The following is a 24,849-nucleotide window of genomic DNA, read 5'->3' as shown; positions in this document are numbered from 1 at the left end:
TTTCCAGAGTGAGCCAATCCAGTCTGGGAACAACGCTAATTTGCGTTATTATTTCAACAGCACAGAAGCTTTGGGATTAGGGTATCAGTTTTCTTTAAAGAAGTGGAATTTTCTATTGTCTCCAAAGGTTGAAAAGCAAAAAACAGCTAATTTTTACACATCGCAGGAACTTTTTTCATACCGGTTGGAAGCCAACATCAGCACTACATTAGGTGCCCACGGATTGAACCTGACGGCAGAATATTCTTATTCAAAAGAGAACAATAAACCGGACTGGTTCAACAGTCTGAAAACAACTTTATCGTACAGGTATAAATCATTCTCTCTCAACGGAACAGCCCAATGGAACGTAACCAATGTCTTCGATTTAACTTCTTATTACAATGCAGACCGTAATTTTGCCAACTACAATGTATATGCCTCGTATAATTTCCAGATGCTTAATCATAATCTGACCGGATCTTTTTCAGCAGGAACTTTCTATTCGGAGCTTTATAAAAATTTAAACAGCAATATCACCGGTAATCTGGAATACAAGATTTCGCCTTCCTGGTCCACCACAGGCTATTTTAATCTTTCCGGTTATAAATCTACAGCTGAATATGCAAGCAGTGGCAGTTATTACCAGTTCAAAGTGGGGATTAAAAAATATTTTACCACAGCTACGGCTTTCGGAAATCATAAAGTGGCTTTCCAGTTCTTTGAAGATAAAAATTCCAATGGACTTCTGGAGTCCGGCGAACCGGTACTTGCTAATGAAATTGTAAAACTTGACAATTATGTAGCGATGACGGATAAGAATGGAAAAGTAGTTTTTCAGAATGTGCCCGAAGGTACTTACACCCTGAAAGTGAACGAAAGTGCGGGTTCCCGGTTGATGATGGATCCTGTCATTATGGTGCATAACAATATCAGCCGCAAAGTGGGCTTGGTAAAAAATATCAGGGTAAGCGGGAAATTAACAGAGATCAAACAAGCCTACGATACAGTGGAAACGGATGTAACAGGAATCGTGGTGTATGCAAAAAGTGAAGATGGCACGATCTATACTGCCGTGGTTAACCAGAAAAATGAGTTTGAGTTCTTCCTGAAAGATGGAAAATATGACCTCTATATTGAAAATGATAAATACAGCTATACACAACCTACCCAAACTATTCAGGTGACGAAGGAAGGTTACTCAAAAACCGTAGTTTTTGAATATAAGAAGAAAGACACCACCATTAAGGTGAAAAAGTTTTAAATTTAAAAGTATGAAAACGATGAGGACTTTTCTAATAGGAATTTTTACCGTGTTCTGCGGGTCTGTAGCAACGAAAGCTCAGGATGTGTACCTGTCGGTTCCTGAAAATAATATTTTTAACAGGAGCGAATTTACCTCAGTACCTACAAGGGTAATGACGAACACCAACAGAACCAACTGGGATTATGCCTTTTTGGGATTACTCCCAACAGCTCCTACATTTACCTCTGTTTCCGGACCAAATTTTACTCATTCTTCCTCCTCACTTACTTTACCCGGTTCCATTCTTCTTTGGCAGTTGGAAAGTATGGGCGGGCAGCTGCCATATACCGGACTAACAGGTTATTTACCAGGTTTTCAGTCTTTCAGTACAAGCGCTATAAAATGGTTTGAACCGCCATCCACCAGTCTCGGGGGAGGATTCAACCGGGGAAATATCAATTTTACATTTAAAATTCCTGCCGCACAATTTACTGCCAATGCCTTCCGGGCCGGGAATTACTCCATGGACATCACTCAGAATTATAATGACTTCACGCCACATAATTTTAAAACAATTTTAGTGATTCCTTCATCGATACGATGGATCACAAGCTCTTTAACAAAATACATAGAAATATCTTCTTTGAATGACTACCGCAATACAAGTACGCGGGTGTGGGATCTGGGGAATACGGAAATCGCAAATACGGTCGATTTTAATTTTTGGGCGAAAGCTGCTTCCGCAACTGTTCAGTTCACTTCTTCTAAAGGTGTTCCGGGGACCAGAAATATAGCAAGCATTAAATTAGGGAGTAACGGATCTGCCCTCACAACCAAAGCCTTATCCTCCGATTTTCAGAATTTTTCTGCTGCCAATTTCAGTGTTGTATCGGGAAACAGAAACAGCTTCATTCCAGAGCTTCATGTGTCTGCGGAAGATTTTAAAAACTATTTTTTTGAGGCCGGAACGTATACTTTTGAATTGAACCTCAATGCCAGAAGTACAGATAACTCAATTAACAGCTTGCAAAATACGGCTGTTCAGGTAAAAGTGCTCCCTCTGTCGGAGATCACCATTCCCAGTTCCGGGCGAAATGTAAACTTCAATTTTAATACCGCTGCCCATTACACCGATGGTCAGTCACAAATGGTCCCCAACCAGATTATGTTGTCCAATAATGAAAATTTTGAGCTCTATGTAAAATCAGACGAAAATTATTTCAAGAAAGGCGGCCTGCAGACCGACATCAATTCCAACATATTACAAATTGGCGTGGATGGAAGTTCTGTAAATGTGCCCTTATCCAAAACTCCCCAAAAAATACTTTTTAACGGAACACCGGTTTTAGACAGGGGACTTAACGTAAGATACACCATACCACCTGCGGGTGCCCAAAGTCTGGTGGGAAAGGAAAATACCACTTACTCTATCAATGTTTATTATAGCTTTACGGCTATTTAACAATATTTTCTGCAATAGCATTCCCTGATTAGCAGGGTATTGATAAAGTAAATGTATTCCAAAAAATGAATGTCAACTTTGGCTTTTTGTGCAATCTGGATTTTAGCTATTTCCACTTCGATCTCATCTTTTGTTTTCATTTGCTGGCGAAAAGTTCCTTCACAATCCATCGGCATCAATAAGCTGTTTGCCTTCCAATAATTAGTTTTCTGAGTAGATTTTATACAATGTTTTACGGCTGTGGTTCCATCATAGCAATTGGCCCAAAACACAAAACTGTCCAAAGATTTCCTGAAGAATCTCTATAGAAACGTTTTCTTCCTTGATGGGTTTTTCTCCATCAACTCCTATATTTTCAGTACTTATCATGTATTTTGGTGGTCTGGCTATCAATTATTGACGCTTCAGGCTGTCATTCTTATTTTGTATCGTTTGATCAGTTATCTCTTGATATTGTCTATGTTCCATCTTTACCCATTGATGATAATATCAGTAAATCGTTTACCAGGGTGGAAGATTGTCGGAATATTATGCCACACAAATCTGTTTTTAGTTAAAGAAAACAGGGGATTTATCATTTCAGGTAAATCCTGTTTAATTTTTCTTTTTACTAATATGATATTTTTTATAACTTGCCAGCTCCTGGAAGAAAGGTCTGAACGATATGTTTTTATTTGATTTTAAACAATATAACCTTTTCTGCCTTTTTTCAAAAAAATAATTCAAACAGATTCTAAAACCATGATACTGAATTTATGAATGATTTTGACAATGAACTGCAATTAAAAATCGAAAGACTGGAAAACGAAGTCAATTTCAAGAACGGACTGATCTCGATATTGTCTCATGACTCAAAAGAATTGTTTGGAAACTTTCTATGGCTTATAGAAGAGCTGGAGCAAAAGACCATAAGTGAGGAAGATTTTCTTAAGTTGTTGCCACAGGTAAAAAACGATGCCCGGAAGAATCTGCAAACAATCCAGGACAGCATTGCCTGGCTAAAAACACAATACGGGGAATTCAGCATTAAGCCCGTTAAAATCATGGTGATAGATCTTTTTCACTATTTAGAAGAAAAATACGCTGCCAGATTAAAAGAAAAAAACATTAAGTTTTATTTTAAAGGAGATCACAATGCATTTCTTACAAGCGATCGGCTGTTGCTCGAATACGTTTTAGACAAAATTTTTAACAATGCGGTAAAATACTCCTTTCCGGGGCAAGATATTTATTTACAGGAAATTACAGAAGGCGATCAGGTTGTGCTTTCTGTAACTGATTTCGGAACGGGAATACATGAAAAGTATTTACCTGCGGTCTACACTTATGATAATCCCGTATTCCTGGGGACTGCGGGCGAGAAAGGAGTTGGATTAAGTTTGAAAATTGTAAAAAATTTTATATCCTTGCTGCATGGAAACATCCAAATCATTTCCGCTGAAAATAAAGGTACCACGGTTTCCCTTTCTTTACATAAATTTATAGAATAATGGGTTTAAAAGCAAACATTCGTATCGTTGTGGCAGATGATCATGGTATCGTCCGGATGGGGTTAATCCAAACAATCAAGCGATTAATTCCCGATGCCGCCATTTCAGAGGTCGAAGATTATAAATCGCTGTACAAATTAATTCAGAAAGAGGAATTTGACCTGGCCATCATGGACGTCAATATGCCTAATGGTACTGTTCAGGAAGCAATAGACTACATAAAAATTCACCAACCTGAATTAAAAACTCTGATATTTTCTTCGCAGGATGAAGAGCTGTATGGAATGCGTTATCTAAAAATGGGTGCTGGTGGCTATCTCAGCAAGTTAAGCTCCACTGAAGTCATCGAGACTGCTTTAACGGCGATGCTCAGCAAGGGCCGGTATATCAGTGATAATATAAAAGAAGCGATTTTTTTAGAATCATTAACCGGTGCAGCAAAAAATTCTCCTATTGAAACACTGTCAGACCGCGAATTGCAAATTGCCAATAAACTTGCAGAAGGTCTGCCCCTCAAAGAAATTTCTAATCAGCTGAATCTCCATTCATCGACGATCAGCACTTACAAGAACAGGTTGTTTGAGAAGCTGAAAATACGATCCGTACCCGAATTGGTGGAAATTCTCAGGCTGTATAATCAGTAAATATTCTATTCAATTACTTTTTTGGAATTTCTCCTGCTTCATTGAAGCTGGTATTGGTCAATACGGATATTCCTATATTTCGCTTAGGGTAAATTACAAATCGATTCTGTATTTCGTATATCTCTCCGCTCATATTAAATAAAATGCGCCAACTGTTTTTAGTTGGCGCCGTTGGGCTTTTGGTGAACCGTTCGTTAGAGGCAGCAAAATGTTTAGCCATATCGCACCAAACTTTTCTTGATATAGATCATCGTTTTAAAGCTTTAAAAAATGGAAATTTGATCATAATTACATAAGGGAAATTTCATAATACAAAATCAATTGGAATGGAAATAGGAATAGATAGCTTCATTGCTACCGGTGCATATGATGGCTTATTGCGCCCAGAGGAAAATATTGAAGCTATCGAAAATTTGTTATCAAAGATAGAGTTTGCAGATCAGGCCGGATTACATGTCTTTGGGCTGGGAGAGCATCACCGCAAAGAATTTTTGGATGAGTCCCCGGCAGTAATATTGGCAGCAGCGGCGGCAAGAACTAAGAATATTCGGCTTACAAGTGCTGTTACGGTACTTAGTGCAGCTGATCCTGTAAGAGTATTTCAGGAATATGCAACATTGGATATTATTTCCAAAGGTCGGGCTGAGATTGTAGCCGGAAGAGGATCATTTATTGATGCATTTCCTTTATTTGGATTTAATACCCAGGACTATGATGCTCTTTTCGAAGAGAAAATTAAATTGCTTCTTGAAATCCGTGATAATGAAACTGTAACCTGGAGCGGGAAATTCCGTCCTGAACTGAAACAGCAAGCAATATACCCGAGACCGGTACAGGAACAATTGCCAGTTTGGATAGGAGTAGGAGGTACTCCACGATCTTTTATACGGGCCGGAATCCTGGGACTTCCATTAATGGTGGCTGTTATCGGAGGCGAAACGCATCGTTTTCGTCCATTGATAGACTTATATTATGAAGCCGGAGAAAAAGCCGGACATCCTCGGGAAAAGCTTAAAGTAGGATTGCATTCGCTGGGCTTTGTGGCGGATACAATGGCAACAGCAAAGGATATCTATTTTCCCGGTTATCAGAAAATGATGGGTAAAATTGGAAAGGAGAGAGGATGGGCTGCTCCTACACGGGATATGTTTGAAATTCAGGCTGATCCTACCGGAGCTTATGTTATTGGCGATCCGGAAGAAGTTGCAGAAAAGATTCTACGACACAGTGAGGCGCTAGGCGGTATATCAAGATTTACATTTCAGATGGATAATCCCGGACTGAGTAAAAATGATATACTTAGGGCCATTGAATTAATCGGGACAAAGGTAATTCCTATTGTCAATAAGGCCTGATTATTTTTTGACCGCTCGGGATCGAATTCTGCTAAGCGTTTCCTGTGTAATACCTAAATATGATGCAATCAGGTGCTGGGGAAATCGCTGCGAAAATTCAGGATAACTATCAATGAGCATATTATATCGCTCTTCTGCTGTCATACTTATGGCAGCATTGATTCTTTTCTGAGTGGCGAAGGAATAATTTTGGTCCAAATGACGGGTAAGTTCATTCATGATAGGAAGTGTGAATACTTCTTCTCCGGCTTGTTTTGTTAAGACCAATAAATCAGTATCTTCACATGCCTCAATATTGAAGGAAGAGGGTGATTGTTTTGAAAAACTTTCACGATCACCTACCCACCAGCCTTCAATATAAAGACTTATGATATGTTCGGTACCTTTAGTATCTGTACTGTATTTTTTCATGGAACCCTTAGCAAGAAATCCCATATAAATACTTACATCCCCTTCATGCAAAAAAATTCCCGTCTTCTGAGTTTATAAGGAACAAAATTATTTTTTATAATGTTAATTTCATTAGCTGCTAAAGGTCTTGAGACCCGTGAATTGATGTATTCAATTAAAGTGTCATACATTCGTTGTTATTTTACCTGATGCAAATATAAATATACTGAAAGTTATCATTACAATCAAGATGGTTAAGAATAATCTATATTAGGAAATTGATTATTAATTGTAATTTCTGATCATGAAAGAAATATTGGAAATACCGTCTGAATTATTTAAATAGGAACAGTCTTACATTTCTTTTTGTCCCCTGATGTTAGGAAATAAATATTGGATAGTTCAGAATAGAAAATTTAGGAATGGTATATTTAGAAATGGCGCCACTTGTCTTAAAGTGGCGCCATTTGGCTTTTTGTGTGAGCTCGACAGGATTCAAACCTGTAACCTTCTGAGCCGTAATCAGATGCGCTATTCAGTTGCGCCACGAGCCCGTTGTTTCCTTGTTGTTTAAGGGTTTGCAAATATAGCACTTTTTTCCTTTCTTTGAAAGATGAAACAGAGAATTTTACTTTTATTTACAGTTATAGCGCTAATCTCCTGTAAAAGAGAACAAAAAATTTCGTCCTCAGACTGGACCCAAATCTCAAATCGGACTCAATTCAAAGAGCATGACGGGACTCTGGAACTTAAATCCGGCAATTTCACCTATAATTTTAAATCCAATCAGACTCCGTTTAAGAAAATAATCCTTTTAAATGCAAGCATGGCAGGATATATTTCTGAACTGGGAGCCGAAAATCTGATCATCGGGGTTTCAAGCCCGGAATATATTTATTCAGAGAAAATTCAGAACCTTTTAAAAGAAGGTAAAATTCAGAACGTAGGAAGTGAACAGAAATATGATATAGAAAAGATCATTTCCATGAAGCCTGATGCTGTTTTTACCAACTATATTGCCAGTTTCGACAATGCTTATCAACTTCTGAAAAATAATGGAATCCAGGTGGTTTTCCTGGACGAATATATGGAGCAGCTTCCCCTTGAAAAAACCGCTTATATCAAACTTTTTGGTGAATTTTTAGGAAAAGAGAAAGAAGCTGAAACAAAATATACCGAAATTGAAAAAAACTATAATGGCCTGAAGCAGCTGGCTTTAAAAGCAAAAGATAAACCTGTGGTGCTGGCCAATGAAATGTATGGAGATGTATGGTACCTGCCGGGCGGTAAAACATCCGTTGCCAACTATATTGCAGATGCCAACGCTTCTTACATCATGAAAGACAATAAAGAAGAAAAATCCCTGACCATGAGCTTTGAAGAAATATATGCCAAGTCAGGCGGAGTACAGTATTGGGTGAACGCCGGAAATCACACTTCAAAAAAAGAAATGCTGGGAACCAATCCCTTTTATGGAAAGCTGAATGTATTCAATAAAGGAAAGGTTTATACCATTGCCGGAAAAGAAAAGCAGAAAGCCAATGATTTTTTCGAAAGTGGTGCGGTAAGAGCCGACCTTATCCTGAAAGACTATATCAAGATCTTTCATCCGGAACTTCTTCCTGAATATCAGCTGACCTATATGAAAGAACTTCAATAACTCAGGCGAATTGTTTATTTTTGTAGTCCTTTTTAGAAATTATGTGGAAAAAAATTAAGCAGGCCATTTTTATTGTTCTTGTTCTGAATGTATTTTTTATTATTTGGGGCAGGTTTTTCAATCCGCCTATTACCATTACGCAGATCGGAGGACTTTTTGAGTTTGGAAAGCTGCACAGGGATTATATCTCTTATGATGAGATGGGAAATAATGTAAAAAAAGCGGTTATTGCCTCTGAAGATCAGAAATTCTTCAACCATAACGGGTTCGATTATACAGCCATTGAAAAAGCGATGAAGAATAACGAAAAAGGAAAAAAAGTCCGTGGAGGAAGCACCATTTCCCAGCAGACGGCGAAGAATGTTTTCCTTTGGCAGGGAAGAAGCTGGTTCAGAAAAGGTCTGGAGGCTGTGTACACTTTCATCATTGAAAAAGTATGGAGTAAGGATATCATTCTGGAAAGATATCTGAACTCTATTGAAATGGGGCAGGGTGTATTCGGGGTAGAGGCAGCGGCGCAGTATTATTTTGGGAAATCTTCCAAAGATTTAAGTGCTTCGGATGCGGCCTGGATTGCAGCTGTATTGCCTAATCCCAAGAAATACGATCCTAAAAATCCATCCCCTTACCTGAGAAAGAAGCACAATTGGATCATGAGACAGATGAGGAATGTGAGTTTGAAATAGTATCTTTGTCCCAATGAAATTTTTTAATTCCAGCACAAATTTTGAATCAGTTCTTAAAAAATACTTCTCTTTTAAGAACGAAACTATTTCTTTAGAACCATTTGCAGAGTTTTTAGAGAGCATTAAGAGGGCAGATTTTACAACCGTTCTTAATTTTCTGAGAAATAATCCGGATTTTGCTGAAAATTTTAAACATTACATTCATAATATTTTTAAAGAAAGGCCCTTCAACCTTTCCCTTACCGAAGCCAATATTCTTTCAGAAAACGCTTTCTTTCCGGAACTTAAGAAAAGGATCCTTAACAAAGTACTGCCACCCGTGGAAAATGAAAAAACGGTGTGGTATATGATCGATAATGTGAGTTTAAGGCCGAAATCGGACCTGAAGTACCTGCATAACCTTCCTGAAAATGAAATTGACGAGTTTTTAAAAATGCTCGGTGCTTCGGATTTCATTACCAAACCCAACGTCAAAAAAGAGCTGATCTTTTCAATGAATATTCTTTCATGGAGGGTAACAGGGATGGCGATGGAGGTAGAAGTAGTAAGAATGGCCCCTCAGTACAGAAATCTGGATAATCCGTTTCTTGCCCTTCAGAATGAGTTGGAGGCGCTTACTGAAGACCTTAAGAAAGACCCCGGATTGCAGCTGCATTCCAAAGACAGCCGCTACAAGCAGATCAAAATTTATACAGAGCATTGTCATGAGTTTGTCAATATTGCTTTTAAAAACTCTGCCAAATACGGAATTTCCGGTAAAATCAACCAGTCACTGCTTAAAATCCGCCAGCAGACCGAAAGGATCTACGAGATCGTACAGCTCTTGGTGATCGACACTGAGGAAGATGTTACCATCAAATCGAAGCAGCTGATTTTTAATATACTCAATTACAAATCTCATAAAAATAATATTGCAGACCTGATCAACGACAGTACCCGTCTGCTCTCGCATCTTATCACCAACCACACGGCAGAAACCGGCACCCATTATATTACTTCCACTCGTAAGGAATATATGACCATGTTTTATAAAGCAAGTGGAGGAGGGATCATTGTAGGAGCACTCTGCGTCCTGAAAATGCTTTACGGGTACATTCCCGGAAGTGATTTTTCCCATGCATTTTTATACTCAATGAACTATGCGATGGGGTTCATCATGATCTATCTGATGGGATTTACCCTTGCAACCAAGCAGCCCGCCATGACAGCCGCTACGATGACCAAAGTCCTGTCTGAAGAAGGCAACAGTAAACGCAACAATACTGAATTTGCCCATCTTGTATCCAAGCTCTTCAGGAGTCAGTTCATTGCTTTTGTAGGTAATGTGCTGCTTTCATTTCCGATTGCATTGGCAATCATATATGGACTTGATGTATTTTTCTCTCAGAATCTGGCGGTAGAAAGATCAGATAAGCTGTTAAAAGACCTGGATCCGTTCAAGTCAAAAGCGATACTGCATGCAAGTATTGCAGGATTTTATCTCTTTATTTCAGGAATCATTTCAGGAAACATCGGGAACAATTCCGTGTTCTACCAGATCCCGGAAAGGATTGCAAAAAACCTTTCTATCAGAAGTTTTTTCGGTAAAAAATTTGCGAAAAGCTTATCTAAATACTATGCTAAAAACTGGCCTGGAATTGTTTCCAACTTCTGGTTTGGGGTATTTTTAGGAGCAACGGCTCCGGTAGGTCTGTTTTTCGGGTTGGATCTTGATATCAGACACATTACTTTTGCGGCCGGAAACTTTGCTTTAGGACTTTATGGGAAAGATTTTTCAGTGGATTCCTATACTTTCTGGATCTCGTTCTTCACTGTTTTCCTGATAGGTTTCTTCAATTTTCTGGTAAGCTTCTCATTGTCCATGTTTTTGGCGTTCAGATCAAGAAAAATGAACTTCGGGCAGGTGAGCGAAATTTACAGGGAAATTTTCAAATATTTTGTAAAGCATCCGTTCAAATTTTTCCTTCCGCTGCGTTCAGGGCTGGATAAAAGGGCTGATGATTTAATGAGCAGTACGATTTCCAGTAAATCCGAGGAACATTAATATTTTCATCTGTATTAAAAAAACGCTCCTAAAAAGGTACGTTTTAAATTATTTACAGCCTGTTTTCAAGCTATCTGGCAAAGTTATAATTTGCATTTGCCTATATGCAGGGCTCCATTATGGGACACTTAGCTGGAAGTGTGGTATAGTAGGTACATTCACCGGTGGCACAAACTGTTTGACAGCATATTGTTGCTCCGGCACCCATAATTTGTTTTAAATTTTCTCTGTTTAATTTCTTGATTGACTTTTTCATAGTAACGTGATTTATTTGTTTAGCATCCAAATGTATTAATTTAATCTGAAAGTTCTATATTTCTATTGATTTAATAATCTATATCATACGAATGTCATTAAACTTATCCTCACCAAACTTATCCTGAAATTTTTTAAGATAAAAACTTTTCCGCATCTGAAAATCATGTTTAAGTAAAGGAGAATCAATCTTAATGATAATACATTTGTTTTCAATATTGACGCTTTTGATCCCACTGAAAAGACTTTCATCCAGATAATCTTCAAGGAAATCCTTGATTTCAAAAGCAATCAGTTTATTCTCAAAACCATGAATCCTTGCAAAAGATTTTACAAGTTCTGAGGACTGAAATTCACGTTTTTTATTCTTCTTCATGTTGCGTGTTGCGATATGGGTCCGGGGTATGAGGTCCGGGTTTATGGAGTTTGTAAGAGGTTTTCGTTATTTAAATTTTATTCTCGTTCCAGTTTTCCTTGGCCCACTTTTTATAGTTGTTAATTTTTGCACCAAGTACATTATATTCATTTCTTAGGGTTTCAAATTCTAAAGCAGTGTCAGGATATAATGCTATAATCTTTTCTAAATGATTAATGGTTTCATCGTTACTGGTGTGGCTGTATATCAGAAAACGGATGTATTCATTTTTATAAGATGACCTTCCATAGCCCTCCACAATATTAGTGATAACAGAATCGGATGATCTTCTTAACTGGCTGCCTAATTCAAATAATTCATATTTTGGAAGAAGAAAAGTAGCCTTATGCGTTTTTAAAAATAATTCCAGAGCGGTTTTATAAATGTCTAAATTCCTATAACTCATAATCAGATGTGCTTAGAATAAATTTAGCAATTTAGAAATTAACAAATCTATAATTTAACTACAATTCATATTTTAGATCTCCATTATCTCGAAACCCGCAACTCGCATCTCGAAACCCGCACCCCGAAACTTATCAAACCTCAAAAATAATACTTTCCTCGTTAATCTTCTTCACCACACTTTCCGTGCGTTCCCTGTGCGTATCCGTAATAAAAATCTGTCCGAAACTTTCCTGATTAACCAGTTTGATCAGTTGTGAAACCCTTATGTCGTCAAGCTTGTCAAAAATATCATCCAGCAAGAGGATAGGAGTTTTTTTGGTCAATTCCTTTACCAGGCTCATCTGTGCCAATTTTAAAGAGATCAGGAAAGATTTCTGCTGTCCCTGTGAACCGATTTTCTTGATCAGCACATCATCCATCTCAAAAATCAGGTCATCTTTGTGGATACCTTTTGAAGTATACGTCAGCATTCTGTCTCTTTCAAGGCTTTCTTTTAAAAGCTGCTGGAAAGCTTTGTCTGGCTGAGCGGAGTCGAAGCCTTCTCTTAAATCAGATTGATAATACACCGAAACCGTCTCTTTTCCTCCGGAAATAATTCTGTAAAAATTCTGAACAATAGGTCCCAGTTTCTCAACAAAATTTCTTCTTTTCTCAAAAATGCTGGTCCCGAATTTTGTGATGGGAGCATCATATATTTCCAGGGAATCCTTATCCCAGGTTCTGTTTTTGGCGAAATATTTTAGCAGCGCATTTCTTTGCTGGATTGTTTTCTGATATTGGATCAGGTCAAAAAGATATTCTGCATCCGTTTGAGAAATCATAGAATCCAGAAACTTTCTCCGGCTTTCGCCCGAATCCGAAATCAGATTCGAATCATAGGGAGAGATCATCACACTTGGCAGATAGCCGATATGGTCCGCAAGCCTGTCATAGCTCTTATCATTCTTTTTAATGATCTTCTTAGATTCTTTAGGCTGGGAAATTTTAATGATATCTTCGCTGTCTTCGTTCAGAATCTCAGCATCAATGGTAAAAAAATCTTCTTCTCTTTTAATATTGTTTAAATCCGTATTGCCCAGAAAGCTTTTTCCTACGGATAAATAGTGCAGCGCATCCAGAATATTTGTCTTTCCGGCACCGTTGTTTCCCACAAAACAGTTGATCTGCGGAGAGAATTCAAACTTCTTCTCCGAATGGTTTTTGAAATTGTAGAGGGAAAGCTTTTTGATAATCATTCGTCAAAAATACTCCATTATTAGTAAAAATAAAAAGGAAGTGCAGAACAGGTTTCTATCCAGAAGGAAAAATAGGTGTCATCTCTTTTATTTTCAGAGAAATAGATCAGAATAAACGTAATGATTCCCGATAAAAAAAGGCTGTATTATAAACAGGTTTAAGATAAAATACTGCAATCAGCATACTCGTAAAGACAAGTATGTAAGCTGTGTATTTCGTATTCTGTACCCCAATCAGCTTTGGGAACGTCTGTACCGTATCACTGTTCATGTCCCTGATATCAAAAGGCAGGACCAGTGCTGTTATAAAAAAGAAACTGATAAAAAATATTGGAAAACTAAACTCCGGAAGCGTAAGCCAGCAGTTGACCAATGCCCAGACCAGCCCGACATAAAATACTTTCAGCAAAGGAATTTTCCGGATATAAACATCCAGGAAAAAACTGTTGTAAAGCAGTCCTAGAACTACAATAATGAACCATTTCAAAAGTCTGATCTCATTATGATTGTGAATGATCAGAAAAGCACAGATAATGCCGGCCACTGCATTCAGAACCAGTATTTTCAGAAAATGTCTTGTATATTGGTATTTAGTGTAAAGATAGCCGCTGAAATAAGTGATGAAAATGAGCAGTACGGTAGGGAAACGGAATGTGTTTTGCTCTTTCATGAAAAATACTGCAAATAAAGTTCCCATAACGGAGACATAAATTTGACTGTCAATAACAGTTTTTTTCAGTATTTTTAAGAAATTCATTTATCAAAAATAACATATATGAAAAGATTTTCCAAGATTTTTATGCTTTTGCTTTTAATGCTGAGCTTTTCAACTGTTTCGGCGCAGAAATACTACGACGACCAGTGGAAAAAAGTGACTGAAAACAGTACGAAAGGTGCTTATAAATCTAATCTTCCCATCATTTTAGACATACAAAACCATGCCATGAAAGAAAATAATGCGATTCAGCTCATCCGTTCTCTGAAAGCAGAATTCAGTATTGTAAACCAGACACAAGATGATGATCAGAATGATTCTGTTTCAAAATTTTTTAAAAAGCTCCAGCAGGCCGATGCCCAGCTTAAAGGAGAAGAAAAGCTGGTATACGCTGTTCTTTTGAATGAATTTTTCATGGATTATTATCACCAGAATTCATGGGAAATACAAAGCAGAACCAATGTCAATTCACAGGATATTTCCCAGATAGAAACTTGGAGCAAACTGGATTTTAAAAACTATCTGAAGAAAGACTACCAGGAGCTTGACCAGCAGAAGGAAGCAATGAAGAAAATTTCCCTTGCAAAGTATAAAGACATTTTTACTGAAATAAAGGATATTGCTTTTTTTCCAACCGTATATGACTGGTATTCTGTAAAAAAGATCAGCTTCCTTTCTGAAAACGGACTCTTTACAAAAAATGAATTGACTGAAAACCGAACACAGATTAATGCTATTTTTGATGAACTCATTGCCCAAAACAGTGGAAATCCCAAGCTTTATTTCATGAAAGAAAAGCTAGCGGAGAACTGTAATTATAGCCAATGCAAAGACAGACTTGAGCAACTTCAAAACCTTTTAAAGACTGATACCGAAGGAGATTACAAAGTGATCATCATGGAAGATATCATGAGTGAGCTTTTGGCTAAAAAGAAAGAAAATGAAGCTTTGGCTGTTGCTGATCAGGCAAAAAAACAGTATCCGAAATCTCCCTTTATTGAAAACATAAAAAATAAAGAAAACCAGATCACCAATCCGTTTCTTACCCTTAAATATGAGCAGCAAACCCAAAATAATCTTCCGATTCATCTGGTAGCGGACCATAAGAACGTTACAGAATTTTCCCTGAACATTTATGAAGTAAAAGAGGACTTTACAACATTAATGCAATACATACAGAATTCTTACAGCAATACTTTTGGAAAGGTTAAGAAAAATCTCGTAAGAAAAGAAACATTCCAGCTTGGTGATTCCAAAGATTATCAGACACATAAAACCTCGCTGGAAATTAAACCTCTTCCGTCAGGCGTTTATGTAGCTGAATATTCCGTTGCAGGAGCGGAAGCCAATGATGGCAATACAAGACAGAATTTTTACTTTTTGGTTTCAGGAAACAGAATAATCTACCAGACCAAAACAGACAGGAATCAGCTGGCCAACGTAATGAAGCTCGTAAATAGCGAAAACGGAAAGCCTACATCCAACGAAAACCTTACTTTTTACGAATTTGTCGCCAATAAAACATTGAATAAAATTGACGGTAAAACCGATGCGAACGGAGTTTTTAAATTCCCTTCCACAGACAGCAAGGAATATTATAGAACCTTCCTGATCCGCCAGCCAAAAACCAATGACTTCCAGATCATGCAGGTCTATGGAAACGATGGGAATGCAGAAGACTACAATCCCAATAAACAAACCCGTACCATGGCCCAGATCTTTACGGACAGAGCCATCTACAGGCCGGGACAGACCGTTTATTTCAAGGTTGTCAATACAAAAATCGATAAAGAAACAGAAGCTGTCATTTCAGGCTTAAAGCAGAAGATTACCCTTCTGGATGCCAACAGCCAGGAAATATCCTCTCAAAACTTTACAACCAATGAATTCGGTTCTTATCACGGAAGCTTTATCCTTCCGAAGGGCCAGCTGAATGGTATTTTTTACTTAAGAACAGATGACGGGGCGCAGGGAGCAAAAGACATCAGGGTTGAAGAATATAAAAGACCGAAGTTTGAGGTCACTTTCGATCCTGTAAAAGACGAATACAAATACGGGCAGACGATTGAACTGAAAGGAAAGGCAATGATGTTTTCCGGGGTGGCTTTAAGCAATACAACCGTTAATTATGAGATTAAAAAGCACAATATCAGATGGAGGTATTTCTGGTGGTATCCGCGTGATAATGACAATGAAAACTCTATTCTTGGTGAAGCTAAAACCAATGAAAAAGGAGAGTTCGTAATCCGTCTTGATCTTAAAAAAGATGAGAAGCTGGAAGGAATCCAGATCGATAATTATGAAATCAATGCTTCCGTAACTGATATCAATGGCGAAACGCAGTCTGCAGATACCCAATTAAAAGTAGCTTCCGTTTCTCATTATATTAAAGCGGACGGAATTAAGAATGCTTTCAGTGATGAAAATGTAAAATTAAAGGTTGAAACCTTAAATTATAACGAACAGGATCTTAAAAAGTCTTACAAAGCCAAACTGTCAAAACTGAATTCCCCGAACAGGATTTTCAGGGACAATTTTGCACAGGAAATTCAGGATCAGCCGAAATATTCCAAAGAAGAATTTATCGGCAAATTCCCGCATGATTTGTTTGATAAAAATGATGAAGCCAAAAACTGGAAAGCAGAAAAAGTAATTTCCGATAAAATCCAGCAGCCGGCTGCCGAACTGGATTTAGGCAAGCTTGAAGCAGGCGATTATCAGCTTGAACTGTATAATATTGAAGGAAAAGATACCATTAAAACTTCACAGAATTTCAGTATCTGGGATAAAGGATCTTTAAAACCAACACAAAAAACCTTCTTAACGGTTGTTGAACCGAAAAATGAGTTCTCAATAGGAGAGAAGGCTAAGGTATATGTATATTCAGCAGTTCCGGATGCCCTGGTGAATGTATTTGTTCAGGATGGTTCAGGAAAAACGGTTTCGGAGGTACATCAGCTGAAAAAGGAGTCCTGGAATATACCGCAGATATCCCGAAAGATAAAAGTGTGGCTGCATTGAATATCCAGTTCCAGGTTGCTGCGTTCAATGACGTGCAGACTCAATCTGTTACTTTGAAAATAAAAGACAGTGAGCAATCTTTAAAAATAGAAACCGTTACCTTCAGAGACAAACTGGAACCGAATTCCAAAGAAAAATGGACGGTAAAAGTATCGGGAAATGATAAAGAGAAAATAAATGCCGAAGTGTTGGCCAATATGTACGACATGTCACTGGATCAGTTTGCGGCAAACACTTTCGCCTGGGAGAATTTATATCAGCCATATTCTATGGTGACCTCTTATGATATGAGACAATATCTGCTGCAGCAATACTATCAGAAGAGATTAAAGTACTACAATGGAAAATATGTAGAACTGCCGAATTTTAATTGGTTTGATGGTAATTTCGACAGTTATGGGTTAAGAGGAAGAGTTTCAGGATTACAGGTTAATAATATAGCAATGCCGGCTCCTGCTGCGGCTGCAAAAGATGCCGCGATTGAAGAAGTAGTTATGGTTGGATACGCAAAAAAATCTAATATGCGTTATGATGAAGCCTCAGCGGCAAGAGTAAGAGAACAGAATGCTGGCGGTAATGAAGATTCTGAAGACCTTGAAAAAGTTCCCGTACGTCAAAACCTTAACGAAACCGCATTTTTCTACCCTGATCTGAAAACCGATGCAGAAGGAAATGTAAACTTTGAATTCACTTCTCCGGAAGCATTAACGAAATGGAAACTGATGTTCCTGGCCCACACTAAAGATGCCAGAGCAGCAGTATTGGAAAAACAGGTGGTGACGCAGAAAGAATTCTCTGTAACACCAAATTATCCAAGATTCCTGAGAGAAGGAGATGAACTGAACCTTCAATCCAAATTATCCAATCTTACTGATAAAAAACTAAGTGGTTCGGCAGAACTTCAGATCCTGGACGCCTTTACCAATGAAAATATTTCTTCCCAATTCGGAATCAGTGGAGGTTCGCAGAACTTTAATGTAGATGAAAAAGGAAACAGCGCATTAACCTGGAAACTAAAAGTTCCGAACAATGTGTCTTCCATTATTTTGAAGGTGGTAGCGAAAGCGGGAGCCTATTCCGATGGTGAGCAGCAGGCAGTTGCCGTACTTCCGAACAGGATGCTGGTGACAGATGCGGTACCCGTATTTGTAAAAGAAGGGGAAACCAAAACATTTGTTTTGGATAACCTTAAAAATGCAAATTCCAATACGATAACCAATGTTTCCAATACGCTGGAATTGACCACGAACCCTATCTGGGAAATTATGTTCGCATTACCAAGCCTGAAAAATGATCAGAACGGTTCTGCCGATGTGATTTTCAACAAATGGTTTGCAGATGTACTGGCTTCCGAAATATTCAGGGCCAATCCGAAAGTGAAGACCGTTTTTGAAGAATATCAGAACAAAGGACTGCTGAATTCAAACCTTGAAAAAAATCAGGAACTGAAACAGCTTTTACTGGAAGAAACTCCTTGGGTATTGGAAAGCAAAAACGAAGGTGAGCAGATGCAGAAACTGGCTCTGTTGTTCGATGCCAATACGATGAAAAATTCAATTAACCAGGATTGGGACGATTTTAAGAAACTTCAGAACCCTGATGGAGGATTCTCATGGTATCCGGGATATCCGAGTTCTTACGGAACCTCATTATACATCCTTAAAAACTTAGGCAAAATCAATGCTTGGTTAAAAGATAATGCAAAAGATTACCAAAGTTCTGAACAGAAAGAGCTGATAACAAAATTAGTTCAGTACGTGGATAATGAAATTGATAAATATTGGGATGTGAAGAAACAGAATGTCTGGACCAACTGGGCAATAGACTATCTGGATACCCGCAACTACTGGGAAAACCAATATCCTTTAAAAGGAAAAGGAGCATCATTGAAATCTATGGTAAAACAAAAAGCCAAAACAGCAAAGATCACAGATTTCACGTTCTTCGGACTTCACCGTGCTGCTTTGCTTATGAATGATTACGGATTAAAAGACGTTTCGGATAAATTAATGAACTACCTGAAAGAAACATCCACTGATACGAAAACCCAGGGCGTTTACTGGAAACAGAACCTGAACGACTGGGGCTGGTTCGGATCCAAAGTAGTGAATCATGCCGGAGCTTTGGAAGCATTCAACAAGCTGAAGCCGAATGACCAGAAAATGATTGAAGACATGAAGATCTGGTTAATTACCCAGAAAGAAGTCAACTCGTGGGGAAGCTCAAGAGGAACCTCGGAAGTAATTTTTACGATTTTAAATTCAGGAAAATCATGGACAAGTGCTGAAAGCGATAAAGCAACAATTGTTTGGGGCGGAAAAGAATTAGCACCGCAAACCCAGGCAACCGGTTATGTAAAATCAGCAGTTAAAACAGATGTTATTGACAAGAACCTGGGAACAGTTACCGTTACCAAACCAGGTCCGGGAATTGTTCAGGGAGGATTGTTCTGGCAGTATTATGAAGATCTTGATAAAATAAAATCTTCCGAAAACTATATCTCCATCACCAAAGAACTTTACAAAAAAGTGAAAACGGTAAATGGGGAAGAGCTTCAGAAAATCTCATCCGATACACCGTTGAAAGTAGGAGATAAAGTAACTGTAAGAATGATCCTGAACACAGACAGGGCTATGGAATTCATTCACATCAAAGATATGCGTGCCGCAGGTTTTGAGCCGCTGGATGCGCTATCCGGTTACCAGTGGAAAAACAGTCTGGGTTATTACCAATCTACCAAAGATGCATCCACCAATTTCTATATTCAGTACATGCCGAAAGGAAAATATGTTTTTGAATATGATCTTGTTTCCAATGCAGCAGGTAAGTTCTCCAACGGTATCACAACGATGCAGAATTACTATGCACCGCAAATGAATGCCCATACAAAAGGAACCAATGTGACCATTACAGAGTAATTGATAAAGTAAACAAAAAACTGCAGTAGCCTTTACTGCAGTTTTTTTTGTCTTGTTTTCAGCTCGATAATGTCTCTGTAATTTCCTGTTTTTTACTGGTTTTAAGGGAAGATTTGCATCCTGGCAGAGAATTATTATTTTCAAAATTAAACAATTGTTTAGTTTTGGAATGGTTTTTGAAAGTACAATAGAAATTTTTAAAAAAAACAAAATGAAATTTTCAAAGACGTTAATTACGGGATTGGTAATGTTGGCAGGAGTAAATGCTTTCGCTCAAAAGAAAGCAGAGAAATTTGAAAAATTACAGATTGAAATGTTCCCTAAAGCAAAAGAAGGATTCAAGCAGGTATATATTCAGCTGCCTGTTGCAAAAAATGAAAACGACTTAAAAGTTGAATTTTTTGTAGGAGCTGAAAAAATGCTGGACTGTAACAAATATTTCCTGATGGGAGACATCAAAACCCAGGATCTTCAGGGATGGGGCTACAACTATTATGAAGTAGAATCCAATGGTGAAGCGGGAGGTACATTGATGGCATGCCCGGATCAGAAGAAGACCAAGAAATTCGTAACCCTTAAGCCGGAGATCGTAAGATACAACAGCAAGCTTCCTTTGGTTTTCTATGTACCAAAAGACCTTGAAGTACGCTACAGAGTTTTACGTCCAGATGCTAAAATGAAATCAGCGGTTCAGAGATAACCGAAACTATATGATTTTTAAACAACAACTCCTCACATTTTGTGGGGAGTTATTGTTTTATAAAATGTTTGAATCATTAAGATTATGGAAGTATCAAGTCATTAAAGTTCATCTCTCTTTAAACCATAAAATCTGCGCCATCTGCTAAATCTGCGAGAGTTAATTTTTTGTTTTCTCTCGCAGATTTAGCAGATGACGCAGATCTTTTAGAAAACGTCAATCATTAAAAAGTATAAATAATGATTGCTTTAATTGATCTTAAAGCTTTACTACTCTTAATGGTTTAAATTAGGGATGATATATTTGCGAAACCATGATGAATAGACAATAATTTAATTTTTTTCATTTAAAACGGCAATCAAATTAATCTTAAACAGATCTTCTATCCTTATCATAAATAGAGGATTAAAACTAAACGTATTTTAAACTTAATTTAAATTCACCATATTGATGAGTTATCTTCGTGGATTTAACAGATTTTTGCATTATATTTGTTATAAACATAAACCATGAAAAACAATTTATTGATTTTTGCGTTTAGTTTTTTTGCTTTCCCTGCTATCTGCCGGGCACAGTCTGCGCCGGACTTTAAAGAACTTTTAGACAGTGCGATGGTCCGGGATTCCGATCTCAAAATGCAGGTTACCCAAAACAAACTTACAGACCTCGATGAACATAAGCTGAAAGACATCTTTCTTCCCACTCTGGAAGTAAGCGGGCAGGTTGGATATCTGAATGCAACTGCAAGGCTGACATCACCGGAAATTAATCTGGCTCCTTTTATCAATATTCCTCAGGGAAGCTTTAACAATAATCTTAATGTTTCCGGGTTTTCAGGAATTGCCAAAGCAGATGCCAAAATGCTTCTCTATTCAGGAGGTAAAGTAAAGTACCTGAAAAAAGCCAACGAGGAAAAGAAAATCTCTGAAGATATTCTCCTTGAAAAAACAAAAGACGACGTAGTAGCCAATATTTCCAAAGCATATGACCAGCTGGCTCTTATCCATCAGTCTAAAAAAGTACTTGATGAAAGTAAAAAAAGACTTGACATCAACAGGAAAACAGCAGACAAAGCTTTAGGCTACGGCCTGATTACTCCATATGACCATAAAAAAATAGAACTCGCACAGGCTACTCTTGACGCCAAAATGGTAGAATATGAAGGAAAAAAGAACTTCTTCTCACCCAGCTTTATATCCTGACAGGAATCAGTAAGGAACGCCTCAGAATGATTGATCCTGTACTTTCGCCTGTAGAACTTTTATCTTCACAAAAAGGAATAGAAGAAAGAGCTGAGGTACGGGCATTGGAACATGGAATAACAGCTGCAGATTACAAAATAAAAGCCGAAAGAACCTGGATGATTCCCAAAGTACAGCTGATGGCATCGGCATATTATATCGGCCTTTACGGAAGCCGTATCAAAACTTCGGAAAATGTAATCCCCGCAGTTCCGGCGTTGGGCTATGAAGGCGCAAAACTCGACTGGAAACCGACCAATATTAACATTCTTCCCTTACTGACGGCAGGCGTTGGTTTTAAATGGGAAATCTTTGACGGAAAAGAAGGAAAACATGCGGAAGAAACCGCGAAAGTAGGAAAAGAAGTCCTTCAGAACAAAAAAGAAGATGCCCTTAAAAAATTAACTTTAAATCTGGCCAATAACCAGACGAATTATGATATAGCCACCGCTCAGATTAATTTAAAAGCCAAAGAAAAAGAGCTCGCTAAAAATGCCCTGGTTCAGGCTGAAAAAGAATTCAGATACGGGATGAGCAAATCCTCGCAGCTTATTGATGCTGAAAACGACCTTGAATTAGCTGAGCTGGAATACCAGAATGCTCTTTTTAACCAGAGAAGGGCAGGAATAGAGCTCATGAGATCGACTCAGGAACTTGATATCACCAAACTTTATTAATCCTTACCATTAAAATCATGCATAAAAATATATCCATAGTCTTTGCTGTTCTTTTTCTAGTAGGGAGCTGCAGTGAAAAAAAGAAAACCTTAACGATTCCGAAGGCAAAACCAAAAAAGATGTGATTTCCTTTGCTCCAAAAGTAACCGGAAGGATCTTAAAAATATACGTAACCGAAGGCCAGACCGTGAAAAAAGGCGATACGCTGGCATTACTTGATGTACCTGAAGTTTCTGCAAAGATTGCACAGGCCCAGGGTGCAGTGAGCGCGGCAACAGCTCAGGAGCAGATGGCCAAGAACGGAGCAACGGCAGATCAGCTGAGACAGCTTAATGCCAAATATAAAGGTTTGAAAGAACAGTATGAGTTTGCCCAGAAATCTTTTAAAAGAGCCAATAATATGTACCGCGACAGTTTAATGTCCCCGCAGGCCTACGATGAGGTTTATGCCAAACTTCAGGGAGCAAAGGCACAGTATGATGCGGTTGTGGCCGAACTGGATGATGTAAAAAGAGGAACCCGCTTCGAAAAAGTGGAAATGGCGGCAGGACAGGCTTCGCAGGCTAAAGGTGCTCTTCAGGAGGCCAATGTTGCCTACTCCGAAAGATATATTATTGCCACCAATGATATGGAAATAGAAACCATCAGCCTCAATACAGGGGAACTTGCAACAGCCGGTTTCGCTTTATTTAACGGATATATTCCTGAAAGTACTTATTTCAGATTTACCGTTCCCGAAAGTGCCATTTCAAAATATAAAAAAGGGCAGGAGGTGACTATGCAGGTGGTTTACAATAAAGAAACCCTGACCGGAACAATCGTTTACATCAAACAGCTTACAAGGTATGCGGATATTACCACTGCTTACCCGGATTATCAGCTGCAGGATGCGGTTTACGAAATCAAAGTAAAACCGTCAGACATGAACAAGGCTAAAAGTATATTGGTCAACGCTAACGTTATCCTGAAATAATTATGAAAGAATTTTTCCGGCTTTTAAAACGAGAATTCAAGCTTTTTATCGGCAATTCTACCCTAAGGACCGTATTTTTTCTGGCCCCGGTGTTTTATGCCACCCTGTTGGGTTTCGTTTATAAAAGCGGGAAAGTAGAAAATACTCCTGTACTTGTAATTGACCGGGACAATACCCCTTTATCCAGCCAGTTGACCGATATGCTGGATGACAATAAAAGCATCAGCATCATTAAATATGCTCAGGAACCTTTCAGTATAAAAGATGAGGTAATCCGGCATGAAGCAGCAGCGGTAGTCATTATTCCGTCAAGGTTTGAAGCAGATATGCTTCAGAAAAAATATCCCGAACTGAATGTGTACATCAATACCGGAAATGTTCTCACCGCCAATTTTGCCTCCAAAGCACTACAGCTTACCATAGGAACATTCTCGGCCGGAGCTTCCATCAAAGCCTTGCAAAAAGCGGGAATGCCTGCGACAAAAGCTGCTACACAATATGAGCCTTTTAAAGCGAATTATATTACCCTTTTCAATACTACAGGAAACTACCTGATCTTCATGTGGCCTGCAATGCTGGCTGTGGTTTTGCAACAGGTGATTCTCCTTGCCATGGCAGTGAGTTTTGCTTCCGAATTCGAAAGAGGATCTTTCGTGAAAGAATATGCCAAAATGAAAAAGTGGGCCTTCCCGACAATGCTCATTAAGGTAATTCCGATCTGGGTATTTTCCATACTTATCGTCAGTGTGTATTACTTTATGCATATGATTTTCAGGGTTCTGATGCCGGAAGGTATATTTAATTTTATTCTGCTTACGGCAGTATTTGTGGGTTCAGCTTCATTTTTAGGGGTATTTATCAGTATACTCATCCCCAATGCATTGAAGGCAACCCAGATTTTAATGGTTATTGCGTCACCGGCATTTATTATCAGCGGATTTACATGGCCGTTAAGCGCTATGCCTGCTTTCGTCCAGTTTATTGCCAATATTATTCCCCTGACCCCTTTTCTCCAGGCCTTTAAAATTCTACTGATCCAGAAAGGTTCTGTTGAACTTACCTATCCTTATTTAAGGCATTTAAGCATTTTGCTTATCATATATGCTGTTATTGGATGGATTGCTTTAAAGATCAAACTCTGGTTTATTTTTAGAAATAAGGCCTCTGAAATGGAAGGGGAAGTTGTAGAGTAGAAGGGTCTAGAGTATTAGAGTATTAGAGTATTAGAGTATTAGAGTGTGAATCGTTTTAAACAATGAATTTCACCAATACTTCAATTCGCATCCTAAAACCTGCATTCCGCACCCGAAAACGCGCAACTCGTACCCCGCAACC

General features: G+C 38.3%; 17 protein-coding genes, 1 tRNA gene and 2 pseudogenes. 14 read left to right on the top strand and 6 right to left on the bottom strand.

Going from position 1 to position 24,849, the window contains the following annotated elements; translation table 11 throughout:
• The first annotated feature begins 40 nt into the window (after positions 1-40).
• The 5 genes from N4G44_RS12775 to N4G44_RS12755 all read left to right on the top strand — a co-directional run bounded on the left by N4G44_RS12775 (position 41) and on the right by N4G44_RS12755 (position 6,176).
• Positions 41-1,243: a hypothetical protein gene (locus tag N4G44_RS12775; RefSeq protein ID WP_474927421.1), complete on the top strand. Its 1,203-nt coding sequence runs from the start codon at positions 41-43 to the stop codon at positions 1,241-1,243.
• A gap of 10 nt (positions 1,244-1,253) precedes the next feature.
• Positions 1,254-2,687, top strand: coding sequence for a hypothetical protein (locus tag N4G44_RS12770; RefSeq protein WP_474927420.1), 1,434 nt, complete (start codon positions 1,254-1,256; stop codon positions 2,685-2,687).
• 755 nt (positions 2,688-3,442) lie between these two features.
• Positions 3,443-4,177: a sensor histidine kinase gene (locus N4G44_RS12765; protein WP_474927419.1), complete on the top strand. Its 735-nt coding sequence runs from the start codon at positions 3,443-3,445 to the stop codon at positions 4,175-4,177.
• On the top strand, positions 4,177-4,821 hold the full coding sequence (locus N4G44_RS12760) for a response regulator (protein ID WP_474927417.1): 645 nt from the start codon (positions 4,177-4,179) through the stop codon (positions 4,819-4,821). Before N4G44_RS12765 ends, N4G44_RS12760 begins: the two co-directional genes overlap by 1 nt.
• Before the next feature lie 326 nt (positions 4,822-5,147).
• The gene (locus N4G44_RS12755; protein WP_474927416.1) at positions 5,148-6,176 is read left to right on the top strand and encodes an LLM class flavin-dependent oxidoreductase; all 1,029 of its coding nucleotides are present in this window, start codon (positions 5,148-5,150) and stop codon (positions 6,174-6,176) included.
• On the opposite strand, the gene N4G44_RS12750 is transcribed toward N4G44_RS12755, so the two are convergent.
• The gene (locus tag N4G44_RS12750; RefSeq protein ID WP_474927414.1) at positions 6,177-6,638 is read right to left on the bottom strand and encodes a Crp/Fnr family transcriptional regulator; all 462 of its coding nucleotides are present in this window, start codon (positions 6,636-6,638) and stop codon (positions 6,177-6,179) included. It lies immediately after the preceding gene.
• Between the two features lie 408 nt (positions 6,639-7,046).
• Positions 7,047-7,120 (bottom strand) — tRNA-Arg (locus N4G44_RS12745).
• A 59-nt stretch (positions 7,121-7,179) separates the two neighbouring features.
• On the opposite strand from N4G44_RS12745, the gene N4G44_RS12740 reads away from it, so the two are divergent.
• The 3 genes from N4G44_RS12740 to N4G44_RS12730 are packed head-to-tail and all read left to right on the top strand — an operon-like array spanning position 7,180 to position 10,956.
• Complete coding sequence (locus tag N4G44_RS12740) at positions 7,180-8,226, top strand: ABC transporter substrate-binding protein (protein ID WP_474927413.1); 1,047 nt, start codon at positions 7,180-7,182, stop codon at positions 8,224-8,226.
• 41 nt (positions 8,227-8,267) lie between these two features.
• Positions 8,268-8,912 (top strand): monofunctional biosynthetic peptidoglycan transglycosylase, encoded by a 645-nt coding sequence (gene mtgA / locus N4G44_RS12735; protein ID WP_260543971.1) that lies wholly within the window; start codon positions 8,268-8,270, stop codon positions 8,910-8,912.
• A gap of 13 nt (positions 8,913-8,925) precedes the next feature.
• A complete protein-coding gene (locus N4G44_RS12730; protein ID WP_474927411.1) occupies positions 8,926-10,956 on the top strand; it encodes a recombinase in 2,031 nt (676 codons plus the stop codon).
• Positions 10,957-11,290: 334 nt separating this feature from the next.
• Here the strand turns inward: N4G44_RS12730 and N4G44_RS12725 are convergent, their stop codons facing one another.
• The 4 genes from N4G44_RS12725 to N4G44_RS12710 all read right to left on the bottom strand — a co-directional run bounded on the left by N4G44_RS12725 (position 11,291) and on the right by N4G44_RS12710 (position 13,939).
• Positions 11,291-11,587, bottom strand: coding sequence for a hypothetical protein (locus tag N4G44_RS12725; RefSeq protein WP_474927410.1), 297 nt, complete (start codon positions 11,585-11,587; stop codon positions 11,291-11,293).
• Positions 11,588-11,657: 70 nt separating this feature from the next.
• A complete protein-coding gene (locus tag N4G44_RS12720) occupies positions 11,658-12,032 on the bottom strand; it encodes a four helix bundle protein (RefSeq protein ID WP_474927409.1) in 375 nt (124 codons plus the stop codon).
• Positions 12,033-12,165: 133 nt separating this feature from the next.
• Complete coding sequence (gene recF / locus N4G44_RS12715; protein WP_474927407.1) at positions 12,166-13,269, bottom strand: DNA replication/repair protein RecF; 1,104 nt, start codon at positions 13,267-13,269, stop codon at positions 12,166-12,168.
• A 106-nt stretch (positions 13,270-13,375) separates the two neighbouring features.
• Complete coding sequence (locus N4G44_RS12710) at positions 13,376-13,939, bottom strand: UbiA prenyltransferase family protein (RefSeq protein WP_474927405.1); 564 nt, start codon at positions 13,937-13,939, stop codon at positions 13,376-13,378.
• A 105-nt stretch (positions 13,940-14,044) separates the two neighbouring features.
• On the opposite strand from N4G44_RS12710, the pseudogene N4G44_RS12705 reads away from it, so the two are divergent.
• The 6 genes and pseudogenes from N4G44_RS12705 to N4G44_RS12680 all read left to right on the top strand — a co-directional run bounded on the left by N4G44_RS12705 (position 14,045) and on the right by N4G44_RS12680 (position 24,707).
• Positions 14,045-19,923, top strand: a pseudogene (locus tag N4G44_RS12705) (alpha-2-macroglobulin family protein).
• Positions 19,924-20,134: 211 nt separating this feature from the next.
• Positions 20,135-20,623 carry a serine protease inhibitor ecotin gene (gene eco / locus N4G44_RS12700; RefSeq protein WP_048501871.1) on the top strand — a complete coding sequence of 163 codons (489 nt, stop codon included), beginning with the start codon at positions 20,135-20,137 and terminating at the stop codon, positions 20,621-20,623.
• A 509-nt stretch (positions 20,624-21,132) separates the two neighbouring features.
• A complete protein-coding gene (locus N4G44_RS12695; protein ID WP_474927403.1) occupies positions 21,133-21,825 on the top strand; it encodes a hypothetical protein in 693 nt (230 codons plus the stop codon).
• Between the two features lie 26 nt (positions 21,826-21,851).
• The gene (locus N4G44_RS12690; RefSeq protein ID WP_474927401.1) at positions 21,852-22,541 is read left to right on the top strand and encodes a TolC family protein; all 690 of its coding nucleotides are present in this window, start codon (positions 21,852-21,854) and stop codon (positions 22,539-22,541) included.
• A gap of 17 nt (positions 22,542-22,558) precedes the next feature.
• Positions 22,559-23,514, top strand: a pseudogene (locus N4G44_RS12685) (HlyD family secretion protein).
• 2 nt (positions 23,515-23,516) lie between these two features.
• Positions 23,517-24,707 carry an ABC transporter permease gene (locus N4G44_RS12680; protein WP_474927398.1) on the top strand — a complete coding sequence of 397 codons (1,191 nt, stop codon included), beginning with the start codon at positions 23,517-23,519 and terminating at the stop codon, positions 24,705-24,707.
• Positions 24,708-24,849: the final 142 nt, after the last annotated feature.

It is taken from the genome of Chryseobacterium sp. GTID13 (genome assembly GCF_056172655.1).
This window is presented reverse-complemented; position numbering and strand designations above follow the sequence as displayed.